General features: G+C 42.9%; 14 protein-coding genes. 9 read left to right on the forward strand and 5 right to left on the reverse strand.

Annotation, left to right across the window (positions count from 1 at the left end; all coding sequences use genetic code 11):
• Positions 1-108 precede the first annotated feature (108 nt).
• Entirely contained in the window at positions 109-621 is a 513-nt protein-coding gene (locus tag L4C33_RS12065; RefSeq protein WP_428812695.1) for a DUF6653 family protein, read from the forward strand.
• An 83-nt stretch (positions 622-704) separates the two neighbouring features.
• Here L4C33_RS12065 and L4C33_RS12070 read toward each other — a convergent pair whose 3' ends face one another.
• Positions 705-1,262, reverse strand: a complete 558-nt coding sequence (locus L4C33_RS12070) for a PhnA domain-containing protein (RefSeq protein ID WP_428812682.1) — start codon at positions 1,260-1,262, stop codon at positions 705-707.
• 256 nt (positions 1,263-1,518) lie between these two features.
• Here L4C33_RS12070 and L4C33_RS12075 point away from each other — a divergent pair, with 256 nt between their 5' ends.
• From L4C33_RS12075 to L4C33_RS12090, 4 genes are all read left to right on the forward strand, one after another.
• Complete coding sequence (locus L4C33_RS12075) at positions 1,519-2,601, forward strand: site-2 protease family protein (RefSeq protein WP_428812683.1); 1,083 nt, start codon at positions 1,519-1,521, stop codon at positions 2,599-2,601.
• A 181-nt stretch (positions 2,602-2,782) separates the two neighbouring features.
• On the forward strand, positions 2,783-3,181 hold the full coding sequence (locus L4C33_RS12080) for a hypothetical protein (RefSeq protein WP_428812684.1): 399 nt from the start codon (positions 2,783-2,785) through the stop codon (positions 3,179-3,181).
• A gap of 389 nt (positions 3,182-3,570) precedes the next feature.
• Positions 3,571-4,431, forward strand: coding sequence for a delta-class carbonic anhydrase (locus L4C33_RS12085; protein ID WP_428812685.1), 861 nt, complete (start codon positions 3,571-3,573; stop codon positions 4,429-4,431).
• A gap of 253 nt (positions 4,432-4,684) precedes the next feature.
• On the forward strand, positions 4,685-5,311 hold the full coding sequence (locus L4C33_RS12090; RefSeq protein WP_428812686.1) for a LysE family translocator: 627 nt from the start codon (positions 4,685-4,687) through the stop codon (positions 5,309-5,311).
• A gap of 98 nt (positions 5,312-5,409) precedes the next feature.
• Here L4C33_RS12090 and L4C33_RS12095 read toward each other — a convergent pair whose 3' ends face one another.
• Entirely contained in the window at positions 5,410-6,783 is a 1,374-nt protein-coding gene (locus L4C33_RS12095) for an MATE family efflux transporter (RefSeq protein ID WP_428812687.1), read from the reverse strand.
• Positions 6,784-7,106: 323 nt separating this feature from the next.
• Here L4C33_RS12095 and L4C33_RS12100 point away from each other — a divergent pair, with 323 nt between their 5' ends.
• Together L4C33_RS12100 and L4C33_RS12105 are read left to right on the forward strand one after the other, a co-directional pair.
• Complete coding sequence (locus tag L4C33_RS12100; RefSeq protein ID WP_428812688.1) at positions 7,107-7,901, forward strand: hypothetical protein; 795 nt, start codon at positions 7,107-7,109, stop codon at positions 7,899-7,901.
• A gap of 81 nt (positions 7,902-7,982) precedes the next feature.
• The gene (locus tag L4C33_RS12105) at positions 7,983-8,663 is read left to right on the forward strand and encodes a tetratricopeptide repeat protein (protein ID WP_428812689.1); all 681 of its coding nucleotides are present in this window, start codon (positions 7,983-7,985) and stop codon (positions 8,661-8,663) included.
• Positions 8,664-8,787: 124 nt separating this feature from the next.
• On the opposite strand, the gene gcvP is transcribed toward L4C33_RS12105, so the two are convergent.
• The 3 genes from gcvP to L4C33_RS12120 all read right to left on the reverse strand — a co-directional run bounded on the left by gcvP (position 8,788) and on the right by L4C33_RS12120 (position 13,509).
• Positions 8,788-11,667: an aminomethyl-transferring glycine dehydrogenase gene (gene gcvP / locus L4C33_RS12110; protein WP_428812690.1), complete on the reverse strand. Its 2,880-nt coding sequence runs from the start codon at positions 11,665-11,667 to the stop codon at positions 8,788-8,790.
• Between the two features lie 94 nt (positions 11,668-11,761).
• Positions 11,762-12,142, reverse strand: a complete 381-nt coding sequence (gene gcvH / locus L4C33_RS12115) for a glycine cleavage system protein GcvH (RefSeq protein ID WP_428812691.1) — start codon at positions 12,140-12,142, stop codon at positions 11,762-11,764.
• A gap of 71 nt (positions 12,143-12,213) precedes the next feature.
• Positions 12,214-13,509, reverse strand: a complete 1,296-nt coding sequence (locus L4C33_RS12120; RefSeq protein WP_428812692.1) for a serine hydroxymethyltransferase — start codon at positions 13,507-13,509, stop codon at positions 12,214-12,216.
• A gap of 418 nt (positions 13,510-13,927) precedes the next feature.
• Between L4C33_RS12120 and L4C33_RS12125 the strand changes: the two genes are divergently transcribed.
• Positions 13,928-14,551: a helix-turn-helix domain-containing protein gene (locus L4C33_RS12125; RefSeq protein ID WP_428812693.1), complete on the forward strand. Its 624-nt coding sequence runs from the start codon at positions 13,928-13,930 to the stop codon at positions 14,549-14,551.
• 496 nt (positions 14,552-15,047) lie between these two features.
• On the forward strand, positions 15,048-16,181 hold the full coding sequence (gene gcvT, locus L4C33_RS12130) for a glycine cleavage system aminomethyltransferase GcvT (RefSeq protein WP_428812694.1): 1,134 nt from the start codon (positions 15,048-15,050) through the stop codon (positions 16,179-16,181).
• Positions 16,182-16,508 lie beyond the last annotated feature (327 nt).

The raw sequence follows: 16,508 nt of genomic DNA on the forward strand, positions 1-16,508 counted from the left end.
CTCTCGTATACGGGTAAATAACAACTCTCGTATACGGGTAAATAACAACATTTTTAAACAGATAATAGCCAATAGAAAGTTTAGTTACTTGAGGAGTTAGAAGTGAAAATGGATATACTAAAAGCGGCAGAAAAAGCGATGTCGATGGACGAGAACACCTGGAACAGGCATGCGAGTCCATTGAGTGTGTATTCCCGTTTTACAATCCTTCCACTCTTTACCGGTACACTTGCTATAAGGGATGAACTTGGCGGATACACGGTTGTTGTTATTGCTTTTATTATACTGTGGGTATGGCTTAACCCACGAATATTTCCAGCTCCTAAAACGACCAATAATTGGGCTTCAATGGTGACTTTTGGTGAACGTATTTACTTAAAACGTAATCACGAAAACCTTATTCCCCAACACCATTTAACTGCGTGTCGTAACCTAATGGTGCTGCAAATCATCGGGTTGCCATTTTGGTTATATGGCCTGTATTCAATGAATCTAGAACTTATGATATTTGGGGCTCTATGGTTAATGGTAACCAAAGCATGGTTTGTCGATAGAATGGTGTGGCTATATCAAGATGTGAAAGATTTAAACCCAGAGTATCAATCGTGGCTGAGGTCGTAATGACAGTTGATGCAAGTTGAACAACAGTGATAAAAAAGGCGCTCAAGTGAGCGCCCTTTTAAATTCTTAACAGTAAAAAGTAATTACTTCTTACGGCAGAACTCAGCAATAACATACATAGATTGACCGCCGTTCGTTTTACCAGAAACTAGCTTAGGATCGTCGCCAACGCTGATGCCACGGATAACCGTACCTTGCTTAATCACTTGGTTAGTACCTTTGATTGGCAGGTCTTTAATTACTGTTACGTCGTCGCCTTTTTTAAGCTCAACGCCGTTTACATCAAGTGGTTTGTCATCAGCAGACATGCCGATTTGTGCCCATACCGATGTTTCTTCTTCCATGTACATCATGTCTAACGCGTCTTGTGCCCAGCTTTCTGAGTTTAGACGAGTCAGTTGGCGCCATGCCATAACTTGTACAGGGGCTTCTTGACTCCACATGCTGTCGCTTAGGCAGCGCCAGTGATTAACGTCTTTAGGATCGTCAATTTCGCCAAGACACTTATCACATACCATGATGCCGTGATCCACTGTTATGTGGCTGTGTGGTGGTACTGCGTATGCAGTTAAAGAAGAATCAGAACCACATAGTTCACATTTAGATTGGCAGCGTTCTAGCATAGTTGCTTCAGAAGACATAATGGACTCACATTTTATAGGTATTAATAACGGGGGCTATTATCCACTTTATTTACAAGAATGAAAGAGTAAAAACAGAATGCAATTCTGATAATTGTTTGGCATGTAAAAATGGCACCCGATAAAGTGAATTACTGGTTAAATTTGAGTAACTTTCAATCACTAGCACAATGATTATAAGCTTCAGGTTTACCAATAATCGACAAGTCGGCATAATGTCAGCTCATTTTCTATGTTACTCAATTGGAATTAAAACTTGGAACTACTCGCAATCGAATTTCTTGGTAAGCCACTTCGTTTAGAGGGCTCTATGGCTGGCTGGCAACAGCTGTTTTGGGACAATACGTTAGTGTCTCAGCTGGATGCTCATTCGGATGAAAGCCAACAAAGAAAGCACACCTTCCGACTCATGCATGGTGAACAAGAACTCAATTGTGAAATCTCGACTAAGGTTCAATGGCAGCCTTTTGACATGGAATACACTGCCTTAGTTAACGACCAAGTCATTGCAGAAGGCACCCGTAATACAAAAGACATAGAGCAGCAAACTCCAGTAGTCGCGCCTAAAGCTGAAAAGCGTTTTAGCTTAATCGGTTTAATCTCGCTTGGCATGAAAGGCTTAAAAAGCGCGAAGCTAATTAAAGTCGTTTTGGCTTCTGCTAGTTTGGCTGCATATTCATGGCTATTCTCAATTCAATTCGCTTTAGCTCTTATTGCATGTTTGGTGTTCCATGAATATGGGCATATTCGTGCCATGAAGTATTTTGGTATGAAGACTAAAGGTATCTACTTAATCCCATTTCTAGGCGGCTTAGCGCTTTCGGACGAAAAGATTAATACTCGTTGGCAAGATGTAGTGATTTCTATCATGGGCCCGTTCTTTGGCTTAATTTTGTCGGTTATTTTCCTTGTTCTTTATTGGGCTACGGGGGAAATGTTTTTCGCAGGGCTTGCCGTATTCAACGCATTACTGAATCTATTTAACCTATTGCCGATCCTGCCATTAGATGGCGGTCATGTTCTAAAAAGTATCAGCTTTTCGATGAACAGTAAGTTAGGTATTTTCCTATGTGCGGCAGCCGCAATTGGCGGTGTGATTTTGAGTTACCAGCTGAACTTAACCTTGTTTGGTTTCTTATTGATTATGGGTAGTGTTGAAATTCTGTTTGAATGGAAAGGGCGTCACCATAGTCATTTATTGCCTTTAGATAAGTATGGTCAGATTGTCTCTGGCCTATGGTATGTAGGGCTTGTTTCTGGCTTGATAGGTATTATCTGGTATTTCGCTTCAACAGGCGATCAACTTCTAAGCTTGCCAATGCAAATCTTAGGTACTTAATGATCTAACTTTTACAGTTTTTGATGCAGGCGAACCATTCGGTTCGCCTTTTTGTTTTATTAAGCTTATCTAGCCAGTTAGATAAACAACTATTTAGGACTAAAAGGGTTTTGTTACTAGCTGAACGAGATTAAGTACATTACAATCGAACGATGTTTTATTGTGATTGAGCCTACTCAAGATGGTCAAAAGACTACACACATTATTAGTCAGCATGCTTTTCTTAACGGCGTGTTCGACAGCTAACCAGAGTCATCTAGACAGTGAACGCAACACTGAAAACATTGTGACGGAAAATGTAACGGTAGATTCGCAGAACAGTACAAAAGTAGAGTCTGAACATGACTCTGAAGGCAATAGTGAACCACAGAGTGACTCCCCGCCCAATACCGATGACAGAGAATCGATAGTGACTCAAGGTTCATCAGCAACACAAGTTGATACAGAAGCTGAAAAGGGTATCGGAACTCATTTTATATTTGATAACACAGCAACCAAAAGCGTTCTAAAATCTTTAGAAAGCGTGACAGACACACTAAATGTTTTWAGTTTTGGGATTTTTGTAACCGGAAATGGTTAATGCTTCCTCTATTGAACTAAAAGTATTTATTTCATCATCCTATAAGCCACTGTAATAGCTTCTAGACACAATAGGAGAACTATAGGCTTCGCTTTATTTTTTCAGAATAATCAATAGGTACAGGCCATATTAATCAGCGGTGGTACCTCCAACTCCTTATCAAACTTACACGTGGCTAAAGCACAAATTATTAGATATGGAATGCAGTAGCCGTATTTTTGGTCAGCAACTTGCTATATGCATCAAGGCTATAGACACTCACTTACTTGCTCAAAAAGTGGGAACCTAATCTTCCACAGATAGCGTCTTATTTTTGGTATCACGCATAGTAATATGTCTGCGTGATATTGCGTATTTAGGTTATTTATCAATATTCTAAGGGTTGAAATATGAAGAATAGGAGTGTGTTTTTGGCTGTAAGCATGGCACTGCTAGCAGGGCATGCGAGCGCTGCAGAACAGGGAAAAGATTCGGTCTCTGATGAATTGATTGCTAGTCAACGAACGTTGTTATCTGAAAATACTCAAGGTAAAGGATTTGGTCCGCAAGCTCCACGCGACCTGGGTTCGTTTGACGGCTCTAATACAAGGCTGTTTTCAGATGCGCCTGATTCATCGGCAATGAATCTATGTAATATCCATTTTCACAAGAATGCGGAACATAAAGGCGGTGAGTTTACCCAATATGCGGGAAATGGAGATGGTAAAGGCTTCCAAAGCGGTTTTAAATACACAGGTAAGTTAAGTACGTCAGAGCTTAAGCCTTTCGATCAAAAGGTTTGTCCAAGTGATCACGGCTCTCTCCATTCTGGAGATACTATTGAGGTGCATTATGTGTACTCAACCGCGCAAGTCGAACCGGGTGAAACGCTTGGAGCATGTTTTAATGATGCCATTACTAATCCGCAACTGCGTGTTGAAACTCAAGTTTATGTTCTAGTGAACGACGACAAAGCGCTCGATTTTGAAGCATTAGCTAAACATTCGAAAGTAAACGGTTTACATCAAGCTCCGAACATTCCACAGGATACTGGTTTAGCGATTCAATACTCAGGTTCAACGACAGGTCCTGGTTACAATGAGCAAGGCTCACCATTTCAAGTCACATGGAGCGTAAGACCACAAGTGACTAAAGTAAATATCGCGACGGTTGGTAGTTGGTGTGAAGGGAATGACTTTAACGAAGACCACGCCCACGGTGTAAGAAATTTGGTCGTGAATCCCGATTTGCTCGCTCCAATTGCCAATTAAGAATACATAAAGGCGTAATACGTAAGGTATTCAGGTCTAAATGAAATATAAACACTAAGGTGAATCGCAGGGTTCGCCTTTTTTATGGCTTAATAAAAATATTGCCTTTGGTTTCTGCGGGTAGCTACGTGTGACACTCGTTCAAAACGTGAATACGACTTATCGTTGTATGTTAGAAGTCACTCTTTACTCGATATTAAGCTCCGTGTTACGTTCGAGGTTATTCGCGTTTATTGCTAAATAGGGGAAGCCAATGTCTTTGGAAAGTGCGGTTACATTTTTTATTGCCATGTTTATATTTGGCATCACACCTGGGCCCGGTGTCTTTGCCATTTTGTCTCGTGGGATGGTTAATGGTTGGCGAAAATGCATCCCGCTTTCATTAGGGATGACATGCAGTGATCTTATCTATCTGGTACTTGCTTGCTTTGGTCTAGCGACCGTTGCCGAGAATTGGTCGTTTGCGTTTGAAGTGATTCGCTACGTAGGTGCGGCTTATTTGATTTACCTTGGGTATAAAATGTTTAAGAGCCTCCCTGAAGTTCAAAACTCTGCAGAGCAAGCAGCTAAGCAAAGCCAGCAATCAGCTTTGGCAAGTTTCGCTCAAGGTTTTTTGATTTCGGCATCAAACCCTAAAGTGATTTTGTTCTATATTTCATTTTTACCGACTTTTATCGACCTTACAGTCCTGCGTTCACAAGACATTGTATTAGTTTCTGTATTAGCGTCTGTTGCACTAATGTCTGGTTTATTACTCATCGCATTGGGGGCAGGGCGCATGGTTACTTTACTTAAGACTCCACGTGCACATAGAAGGCTAAACCAAAGTGCTGGTGGAATTATGATTGCTGCTGGATCTTATCTTGCGATCAACCGATGATCATTGTTTAACAAACGATAAAGGCGAACCAATTGGTTCGCCTTTTTTATTCGTGGTGCATTGCTAAACCGAGTTCAGGTAGCTCTGGTAGTCGTTTATTACGCTGTAGTTGCGGTTTGTACCGTGCGGCGTTTAATGACATAAACGAGTCTAAGTAACATTAGCGTAGCAGCAACGGTTAAGCCTGTAAGAATACCTATCCAAAAGCCTTCTTCACCCATAGCCGGAACAATATGATCGGTTAATCCTAATATTATACCCAGTGGCAGAGCAAGCCCCCAATATGAAGCAATCGCTAGGAACATTGGGATTTTGGTGTCTTTATAGCCACGTAATGCACCGTTAGCAGAGGTTTGCAGGGCATCACTAAATTGGTACATAGCAGTAAAGGTCAACAATACCGCCGCTGTTGCGCTGATTGCAGGGTCGGTGGTGTAAAGTCGAATTATCCACTCTGGGAATAACAGAAAAGTCGCAACCGAGAGTAACGATATTAAGCCGGAAACTAAAATACCTACTTTGCTACGTTCAATCGCGCCTAGTTCATTTTTTTCACCTAGCGCATGTCCGACACGAATTGTGATGCCAAATGAGATACTCATTGGGATCACGTAAGTCATGCTCGATATATTCAGTGCTATTTGCGCTGCAGCCACGTTCTCTGCACCGATACGGCCGATCATAAGTGCAATTACCGCGAAGATACTGCCGCAAACTGCAATGTTCATCCCGATAGGCAAGCCGAGTCTAAGCAGGTGAAGCATTTCTTTTGTTTTTGGCTTAGCATCTGAAAAGCGAATGATCGTTTTATAGTGATGATGACCTTTGATATACGAGTACAGCATTCCTGACATCAACCAATAAACCAAGCTTGTTGCCCAGCCACACCCGACAGCACCCATTTCAGGGAAGCCGAACTTACCGTAAATAAGAATGTAGTTGATTGGAATATTCACAAGCAGACCAATAACAGAAATGATCATCGGTGCTTTGGTGTTGTTCATCCCTTCACAAAAGCCGTTCAATGTATAGAACAGCGCAATCCCTGGTACACCAAATGCCAATGCAAACGCGTAATCGCTAGCTATTGGGATAATTTCAGAAGCAACGTCAATCCATTCTAATATTGGCTTAGCGCTGACTAAGTAGGCGATAAGCAAAATACTGGCGATTATAGCCAGCCACACCATTTGGAAGAACTCGACAGAGATACTTTGGAAGTCACGTGCGCCGCGGTGGTATGCCACTACGGGAGTTAAAGCCATGATAATGCCACGTAGTAATAGCAACACTGGTATCCAAAGGCTAGTGCCAAGTGCGATGGCGGCTAGATCGGCGGGGCTTACTTGGCCTGCCATTGTCGTATCGACAAACCCCATAGCCTGGGTAGCGATTTGAGTCAAAATGATAGGAATCGACAGATGCATAAGGGCACCCGATTCACGAGTAAAAGGACGAAGTTTTGTTAGCATGGAAGTTCACAACACCAATATAAATACACGAATGATGGCAGGATGGCCGGTGTGCATTTTAGGATGTGCCCGTTGGGCGGCGACAATATAAACACGTTACGGTATAGGGTCAAGCTTTGGATTTATCTAATCAGGTTTCCGAAAATTAAGGTATCCGATTGATGAATAGTAGCAGCAAGGTAATCGCATATTTTAAATAACTATTAGTTAGGTTAAGGCGTTAGATGCATACTGTAGATATACAGATAAATTATGCTGTTCATTAGAATGACTGCGTTGTAACGAGTCATCAACAAAAATGTATGTTAAGGGAGTTAACGTATATGAATAAGCGCTTCTTAGGATTGAGTTTAGCCCTGCTTCTATTATCGACAAGTACGAATGCCAGCTCATCGGAGGATGATGAGTGGGAGTTCCTTATGGTATTCCCTTTGCTGTGGGCTCCGAGTATTGAAGGTAGTGTTTCAACCGGGGGAGATGTGGTTCGCGTCGATGTACCTTTTGAGAGTATTTTGGATGGCCTTGCGTTTGGTTTGATGGGCGACTTTTATGCGTCAAAGGGAAACTGGTTAATTGGAGTGCGAACCAATTATCTTTATACGAAAGATAGTACTCAGACTAGCGGGTTGAGCGGCGACTTCTTAGGCGTTGTGTCTCCAGGCCACGATATCACTACTAACTTGCACCTTTCTGTTAATGACCTTTTTTTCGGTTATGAAGTGTATCCAAAATTAGAAATATTGACGGGTATAAGACATACCTATAGCCACGTTGAACTTGAAGTGCGGGCACTTTCTGATGAAGGCTTTATCAATATAAATAGTACGACGGTCCTTGCGAATGAACACCTTTATGATTGGCTAGTGGGTCTTAAATACAGTGAGTTCTTTAACGATAATTGGGGCATTAGCGTTATGGCAGATTTTAACCTCGCAGGTGACAACGATGTAAACCGAGGATTCAATTTAATGGGGATCTACCGTTTCAACGACGCACATAACTTGTGGTTTGGGTATCGATATCTAAATATTGCAAACAGTCTAGAGAGTGGTGATAGCATCATAAAAATTGATTTAAAGGAAAAAGGCCCACAAATTGGTTATGCGTATTCTTTTTAAAGATTGATGTTGGCGTATAAAGGTAAGTAATTGTAGTGAACTGTGTTTAAGCTGAAGCGTTTTCTATCTGGAGATTAGCCGATGCTAAAATACAAGCTTGTTGCCATTCTATTGGTAACATCAATTTCAATTCCGGTATTAGCATCAAATGAACCATTGCCTAATCCTACTYCGCAACAAGAACTAACGGATCCTCATAACGAATTTGAAATGACTTTAGAGGCCGCCGAAGCTGGGCTGGTTCATGCACAAGTCAAATTAGCGATGATGTACGAGCAAGGTGTCACTATAGAGAAACAGTTTTCTGAGGCCGCTTTTTGGTATCGTTTAGCGGCTAACCAAGATCATCAACAAGCGCAATATAATTTGGCTTTATTGTATATCTCTGGTCAAGGCGTCTCTGAGGACAGTGGGGCAGCGCTATATTGGATTGAACGTGCAGCAACTCAAGGTTATATGCCTGCAATTATACACCTTTCTATTTATTCAGAATTTAACTCAGTAGCAAATAATGAATGGGTTAAGAAAGCTGCCCAGGGTGGTGATGTAAGCGCGAGAATGCTGCTGGTGGACTATCACCTAACGGTAGGGGATTCTGAAGAGAATTTTGCAATCGCCGAGTATTGGTTATGGAGTGTAGCAACGCAAGGGTCGCTTGAAGCACAGATCAAGCTTTCAAACTTTTATAGTAACCCCAAGTATGGAAAGGTTGATGAAGAGAAAGCTGTATATTGGCGTATAAAAGCAGGCGTGTTGGATTGACGCTTGCTCGAATACTTTAGCTTATGAACTCAGAAGCTAGAAAATGAATAAAAAAAGGCGAACCAATTGATTCGCCTTTTGCTTTTTCTTTACGTCTGCCTTAGCAGTTCAGCGTCGCTACGTATTAGTCTTCGTAGTTGTCGATGCTTGGGCAAGAACAGATTAGGTTACGGTCGCCGTATACGTTGTCTACACGGTTAACTGTTGGCCAGTACTTCGAGATCTTTGTTGCTTGAGATGGGAAGCAAGCTAGTTCACGAGAGTATGGGCGATCCCATTCTGCGCCAGAAATATCAACTTGTGTGTGCGGTGCGTTCACTAGAGGGTTGTTGTCTAGTGGCCATTCACCGTTTTTCACTGCAGTCATTTCGTGACGGATAGCGATCATCGCTTCACAGAAACGGTCTAGCTCTTCTAAATCTTCAGATTCAGTTGGTTCAACCATTAGTGTGCCAGCTACTGGGAAAGACATAGTAGGCGCGYGGAAACCGAAGTCCATTAGACGCTTAGCAATATCTTCTTCACTGATGCCTGTTTCTTCTTTAAGTGGACGAATATCAATAATACATTCGTGCGCTACGCGGCCGTTAGTACCACGGTAAAGAACAGGGTAGTGAGGGCGTAGTTTTTCCATCACGTAGTTCGCATTCAGAATCGCAACTTTAGTCGCTTCTGTTAGGCCTGGTTCGCCCATCATCGCGATGTAAGCCCAAGAGATTGGTAGAATTGACGCACTACCTAGATCTGCTGCTGATACCGCGTAGTCAGAACCTTGTACACCGTTTTCGATGTGGCCTGGTAGGAAAGGTGCTAGGTGTGATTTAACACCGATTGGACCCATACCCGGACCGCCACCACCGTGTGGAATACAGAATGTTTTGTGTAGGTTCAAGTGAGATACGTCTGAACCGATGAAGCCCGGAGAAGTTAGACCTACTTGAGCGTTCATGTTCGCGCCGTCTAGGTAAACCTGACCGCCCGCTGCGTGAACTTGTTCACACACTTCTTTCACTTGCTCTTCGTATACGCCGTGCGTAGAAGGGTAAGTGATCATGATGCTTGATAGATTCTCTTTGTGCTTCTCGATTTTCGCAGCTAAGTCTGTCATGTCGATGTTGCCATCTTCATCACACTTAACAACCACTACCTTCATAGAAACCATTGATGCTGTTGCAGGGTTAGTACCATGCGCAGAGCTTGGGATCAAACAAACGTTACGGTGACCTTCACCACGGCTTGCGTGGTAACGTTGAATCGCAATTAGACCTGCGTATTCGCCAGATGCACCAGAGTTAGGTTGTAGTGAGAAATCGTCGTAACCAGTGATTTCACATAGCTTCTCTTTCAGATCTTTTGCTAGCGCCGTGTAACCCGCAGCTTGCTCTAGAGGAGCGAATGGGTGGATAGAACCAAACTCAGGCCATGTTACTGGGATCATCTCAGCAGCAGCGTTCAGCTTCATTGTACAACTGCCCAGTGGGATCATGCCGTGCGTTAGTGAGAAGTCTTTGTTCTCTAGCTGTTTTAGGTAACGCATCATTTGCGTTTCGCTGTGGTGCGTGTTGAATACTGGGTGAGTTAGGAACTCAGATTCACGACGGCAGTTTTCTGGAATTGCAGCAAATTCGTTTGAAGCGATTTCTGTTGATAGTGCGTTAACGTCTTGGTCTACATCGAAGATAGCGAATAGAGACGAAATGCAGTCTGTTGTTGTCGTTTCATCGAAACTTACACCTAGCTTGCCATTTAGCTTACGTAGGTTAATGTCAGCTGCTTGTGCTTTAGCGTAAAGTGCGTCAGTTTTGTCGCCAGTGTTTAGCGTGATAGTGTCGAAGAAGCTGTTATGAGCAAGCTCGTAGCCAGACTTAGTTAGACCTGCAGCTAGAATCGCTGTCATATGGTGCGTACGACGAGCAATCGTACGCAGGCCTTCTGCACCGTGGTAAACCGCGTAGAAAGACGCCATGTTTGCTAGCAGCGCTTGAGCTGTACAGATGTTTGAAGTCGCTTTCTCGCGGCGGATGTGCTGCTCACGAGTTTGCATTGCCATACGTAGCGCTTGGTTACCGTGAGTATCGATAGATACACCGATTACACGACCTGGCATTGTACGCTTATGCTTTTCACGAGTTGCCATGAATGCCGCGTGTGGACCGCCGTAACCCATTGGTACGCCGAAACGCTGAGCTGAACCGATTACTACGTCTGCGCCCATTTCGCCGGCTGGCTTAAGTAGAGCTGAAGCCAGTAGGTCAGTAGCAACTGTTACTAGTGTTTTGTTTGCTTGAGCTTTCGCAATGATGTCTGTTAGGTCGCGAACTTCACCTGTAGTACCAGGGTATTGAACTAACGCACCAAATACGTCTTGCTCTGGAAGTGTTTCAAGAGCGCCAACCAGAACTTCAAAACCGATGTACTCAGCACGAGTTTTAACAACTTCTAGTGTCTGAGGGTGAACATCGTCAGCTACGAAGAATACGTTGCTTTTGCTCTTACCAGCACGCTTACACAGTGTCATTGCTTCGCCAGCCGCTGTCGCTTCATCAAGAAGTGATGCGTTCGCGATTTCCATACCAGTTAGGTCCATTACCATTTGCTGGTAATTAAGCAGAGCTTCTAGACGACCTTGAGAGATCTCTGGTTGGTATGGCGTGTAAGCTGTGTACCAGCCTGGGTTCTCTAAAACGTTACGTAGAATAACGTTTGGAGTGAATGTGTTGTAGTAGCCTTGGCCAATGAAGGTACGTTTCACTTGGTTTAGGTTAGCGATCTCTTTAAGAGACGTCAGCATGTCCATTTCGCTCAGTGGCGCAGCAAGTGTCATTGGTTTTTCAAGACGAATTTGTGCAGGAACTGTTTCGTCGATCAGTGATTCTAAGCTCGCAGCGTTAATCGCTTTAAGCATCTTCTGTTGGTCTGCTTTATTTGGGCCGTTGTGGCGTGCAACAAACTCATTTTGAGTGCCCAAGTCTTTCAGTAATTGGCTTTGAAGTAATTCAGTCATGATATCGTTCTACTTTCTCTCTGTAGGAACCGTGAGCTAGCCCCTAAAATTAAGCTGCTCAAAAGAGCAGCTTTATTATGTGCAAGTTACCTAATTAATCTTCTTCGATTGAGCTTAGGTATTCTTCAGCACCTTTAAGGTTGTCTAGTTCAGACGCGTCAGCCATCTTCACTTTTACAATCCAACCACCTTCATAAGGTTCTTCGTTGATAAGCTCTGGGCTATCTTCTAGTTCTTCGTTGATTTCTACGATTTCACCTGTGATTGGTGCGTAGATATCAGACGCAGCTTTTACAGACTCAACTAGAGAGAAGCTTTCACCAGCTTCAATTTCGTCTTCTGTTTCTGGTAGGTCAACGAATACAACGTCACCTAGCATTTCTTGAGCGTGCTCAGAAATACCGATAGTTACAGTACCGTCACCGTTGTCTTTTACCCACTCGTGGCTGTCTGCAAACTTAAGTGTATTGTCCATTGCTTGTTCTCCAAAAAATTATGAGATGTTAATTTAAAAGTGTATAAATCTTTTTACTTAGCGATAAACGCTTAACGGTAAAGAGGGAAGCGCTTGCAAAGCTCTTTTACTTGCTTGCGAACACGTTGCTCAACTTCGGCGTTACCTTCAGGGCTTTCAACTAGGCCGTCCAGTACATCGCCGATCCACTCACCGATCAGTTTGAATTCTTCAGTGCCAAAACCACGACTGGTTCCAGCCGGCGTTCCTAAACGAATACCTGATGTAATCATAGGTTTTTCTGTATCGAATGGGATGCCATTTTTGTTACATGTGATCCCTGCGCGCTCTAATGCCTCTTCAGTTACGTTACCTTTCAAACCCTTAGGGCGAAGGTCAACTAACATTAGATGCGTGTCAGTTCCGCCAGTCACGATGTCGCAACCGCGAGTTTGCAACACTTCAGCAAGAACTTTTGCGTTGTCGATCACTGAATCGATATAAGTTGAAAATTCTGGACCTAAAGCTTCACCAAATGCGACCGCTTTTGCTGCGATTACGTGCATTAGTGGGCCGCCTTGAAGGCCTGGGAATACAGCAGAATTAATCTTCTTATTGATGTCTTCGTGGTTAGTCAGAATCATACCACCGCGAGGGCCACGAAGTGTTTTGTGCGTTGTCGTTGTTACAACGTGTGCGTGTGGTAGTGGGCTAGGGTGAGCACCTGTCGCGATTAGACCCGCGATGTGTGCCATATCTACCATTAGGATAGCGCCTACTTCGTCTGCGATTTCACGGAACTTAGCGAAATCAATAACGCGTGGGATTGCACTACCACCAGCAATAATCATTTTAGGTTGGCTTTCGATAGCTAGAGCGCGAACGGCTTCGTAATCGATTTCTAGTGTATCGCGGTCTACGCCGTATTGAACTGCATTAAACCATTTACCAGACATTGCAGGGCGAGCACCGTGAGTTAAGTGACCACCAGCGTCAAGAGACATACCAAGAATGGTATCGCCAGGTTGAAGCAAGGCAAGTTTAACTGCGCCGTTTGCTTGTGCGCCAGAGTGTGGCTGAACGTTAACGTACTCACATTTAAATAGCTGTTTAGCGCGTTCGATAGCAATAGCTTCTACTGTATCTACATGTTCACAACCGCCGTAGTAACGACGACCTGGGTAGCCTTCAGCGTATTTGTTTGTTAGGCAAGTGCCTTGAGCTTGCATTACTGCTTTAGAAACGATGTTCTCAGAAGCAATAAGTTCGATTTGTTCGTTTTGACGTGTGTTTTCAGCTTGAATCCCAGCGAATACAGCGTCATCAGTCGCTGATAAGTTAGTAGAGAAAAAACTGTCTAAGCTGTGGTTTTGGTATGCGTTGTTCATTGTCGAGACCTTTCAATTTACTAATGGTAATTGTTTTTATATATCCATTAGGTCTTGCGTTGATTTCTGCATCGGTATCGTTTGCGTAAGTTCTGTCTGTGTTTTATACACATTACGTCAATCGACAAGTTGTAGGGTCAATGCAGCACGAATTGGTTCCCAAAAGTCGGGTAAAAACAGCTTTGGTAAATGTTAAAACTCTCATTTACTGCAAGCTGGAGTAGCATCTCTTCATCTAACAAGTCGATAACATAGCGCCGTTAATTCCAATTTTCAATAAAAATTTCCAATAGGAAACAGATTTTCTTGTTTTGCTACAGGGAGCACGCTTTATTTTACTGTGTGGTCTTTAATCAACAAACAGCTTCATGCAACAATGAATTTAATAGACAGGATGCAGAAAACTAATGAGGGACCTATGTCAGAAGGCATTTATGATGAGTACCCATCTTTGACACTGGCAAAAGAAACGCCAGACCAAAATATTGAGCCACTTAGGCTAGGCCAGCGTATTAAAGATATACGTGGAAAACTAGGTATTACGCTTGAAGAAGCAAGCCAGCGCACGGGGCTTGCTCGCTCTACACTGAGTAAGATAGAGAACGAACAGATTTCTCCTACGTTCCAAGCGATGCAAAAGCTAGCAATGGGCTTGCAAATAGATATGCCACAACTCTTTGAACCACCAAGAAAAAAGGTTGCAACAGGACGTCGTGATTTAACGAAGGCAGGACAGGGTAAGCCTCATCCAACACCAACCTATGAGCATGAGCTTTTAGCGACGGAACTTTCTAATAAGAAAATGATGCCTTTTAAGAGTCGGATTAGGGCGCGTACTTTTGAAGAGTATAACGACTGGGTACGCCACGATGGTGAAGAGTTTCTAATGATCATATCGGGCGATGTGATGTTCTACTCAGAATTCTATGAACCAGTCTCGATGAGCGAAGGGGATAGCATGTATTACGATGCCAATATGGGGCATATGTTAATCTCTACCAGTACAGAAGATGCACTGATTTTGTGGGTGACTGCAAAWTAAGTTAACAAAATTATAATTTCTTATAGTGAATGCAAACGTTTGCTTTTGTTTCTAACGTGTACCAAAAGACGCGATATTGATGTGAAAATCATCAATGTCGCGTTTTTGTATGGGTCTAATAATTGTTTTTAAATTGTTAAATGTCACATTTTGAGCTGTTTTAATCTTGTTAAGGGTGTAAAACTGGCTCATGCTTGTTTACTATAGTGAACACAGTTTACTCATGTTGATTGAAGTTTACTGAAGTGAATTCTTAGAAAGTGAGCGGTATAGGTTTTATGCAGTTATCTATTTTTATGATGCTAGCGATATTAAGCCTATATAAAAGACATCACTTTTTACTATCTACTGTTTTTAACGCTAAGTAGGTAAAGGTAACTAAGGACTAATAGGCTGAGGTTACTAATACTGATGGTTATCGTTAGAAGCGACTCTAAATAGAGATATAAGCGGCAGACTCGATTTGGACAGCCTGCAACGCTTCATGGAGAATAAAATGACTCAAGAACACGCTAATCAAGACCTACTAAAAACACCACTGCATGCCCTTCACGTTGAAGAAGGTGCAAAAATGGTTCCTTTCGCTGGCTACGATATGCCAGTTCAGTATCCACTAGGTGTAAAGAAAGAGCACTTACATACTCGTGATGCTGCCGGTCTTTTTGATGTTTCTCACATGGGGCAACTTCGCCTTCATGGCGCGAACGCAGCAGCTGTCTTAGAATCTTTGGTTCCTGTAGATATTATTGACCTTCCTTCTGGTAAGCAGCGCTATGCGTTCTTTACTAACGAGCAGGGCGGCATTATGGATGACCTGATGGTTGCTAACCTAGGCGATCACCTATTTGTTGTTGTGAACGCTGCATGTAAGACACAAGATATCGACCATCTAACTGCGCACCTACCAGCTGACGTAGAGATGGAAGTGATTGATGATCGCGCTCTATTAGCACTTCAAGGCCCTAAAGCGTCTGAAGTTTTAGCTCGTTTCCAACCAAGCGTTGCTGACATGCTGTTCATGGATGTTCAAAAAATCGATATTGATGGCGTTGAATGCATCGTGAGCCGTAGTGGGTACACTGGTGAAGATGGCTACGAGATCTCAGTACCAAACGACCATGCTGAAGCTCTTGCTCGCAAATTAACAGCAGAAGCAGAAGTAGAGTGGGTTGGCCTTGGCGCTCGTGACTCACTTCGTCTTGAGTGTGGTTTATGCCTATATGGTCACGACCTAGATACAACAACGACACCAGTAGAAGCTAGTCTTCTATGGGGCATTCAAAAAGTTCGCCGTACAGACGGTGAGCGTGCAGGCGGTTTCCCAGGCGCTGATATCATCCTTGAGCAAATCGCGACTAAAGATGTTCAACGCAAACGTGTTGGTCTAGTTGGTCAAACTAAAGCCCCAGTACGTGAAGGTGCTGAGTTGTTCGATGCTGAAGATAACAAGATTGGTGTAGTAACAAGTGGTACTGCTGGCCCTAACGCTGGCAAACCTGTTTCTATGGCTTATGTTCGTACTGATTTAGCAGCGATTGGCACTGAAGTATTTGCTGAAGTTCGTGGCAAGAAGCTAGCGATGACTGTAGAAAAAATGCCGTTTGTACCGCAACGTTATTACCGCGGATAGATTGTAAAGTAACCATTTAATTGGCGATTTATAAAAAGCAGTTAGATTATCCAATAATCTGGCTGCTTTTTTATTTCTTTGTTGATAATGTGTTGCATTAAGGCATCAGTTATCTGTCCGAACGATGATTGCATACCTATACTAAATATAATATTCATGAAAGTTAATTGGTAACCCTTACAGGAAGCCAGTACCTCCGTAAGGGTAAAATACCAGGGTTGGTGTATGAAAAAATTGTCTATTTTGTCGTTAGCGCTTGTTTCTTCATTTATACACGCTGAAGTTGAGATCTCACCGTATATAGTTAATGGCTCTGACGCTCCAGTA

Origin of the sequence: Vibrio makurazakiensis (assembly GCF_050337375.1) — a bacterium.
GTDB classification, from domain to species: Bacteria; Pseudomonadota; Gammaproteobacteria; order Enterobacterales; family Vibrionaceae; genus Vibrio; species Vibrio makurazakiensis.

Bases quoted from the DNA above. Each gene is read 5' to 3' on its own strand.
- L4C33_RS12065 (WP_428812695.1), top strand. From the start codon at position 109: ATGGATATACTAAAAGCGGCAGAAAAAGCGATGTCGATGGACGAGAAC.
- L4C33_RS12070 (WP_428812682.1), bottom strand. From the start codon at position 1,262: ATGTCTTCTGAAGCAACTATGCTAGAACGCTGCCAATCTAAATGTGAA.
- L4C33_RS12085 (WP_428812685.1), top strand. From the start codon at position 3,571: ATGAAGAATAGGAGTGTGTTTTTGGCTGTAAGCATGGCACTGCTAGCA.
- L4C33_RS12090 (WP_428812686.1), top strand. From the start codon at position 4,685: ATGTCTTTGGAAAGTGCGGTTACATTTTTTATTGCCATGTTTATATTT.
- L4C33_RS12095 (WP_428812687.1), bottom strand. From the start codon at position 6,783: ATGCTAACAAAACTTCGTCCTTTTACTCGTGAATCGGGTGCCCTTATG.
- L4C33_RS12100 (WP_428812688.1), top strand. From the start codon at position 7,107: ATGAATAAGCGCTTCTTAGGATTGAGTTTAGCCCTGCTTCTATTATCG.
- gcvH (WP_428812691.1), bottom strand. From the start codon at position 12,142: ATGGACAATACACTTAAGTTTGCAGACAGCCACGAGTGGGTAAAAGAC.
- L4C33_RS12120 (WP_428812692.1), bottom strand. From the start codon at position 13,509: ATGAACAACGCATACCAAAACCACAGCTTAGACAGTTTTTTCTCTACT.
- gcvT (WP_428812694.1), top strand. From the start codon at position 15,048: ATGACTCAAGAACACGCTAATCAAGACCTACTAAAAACACCACTGCAT.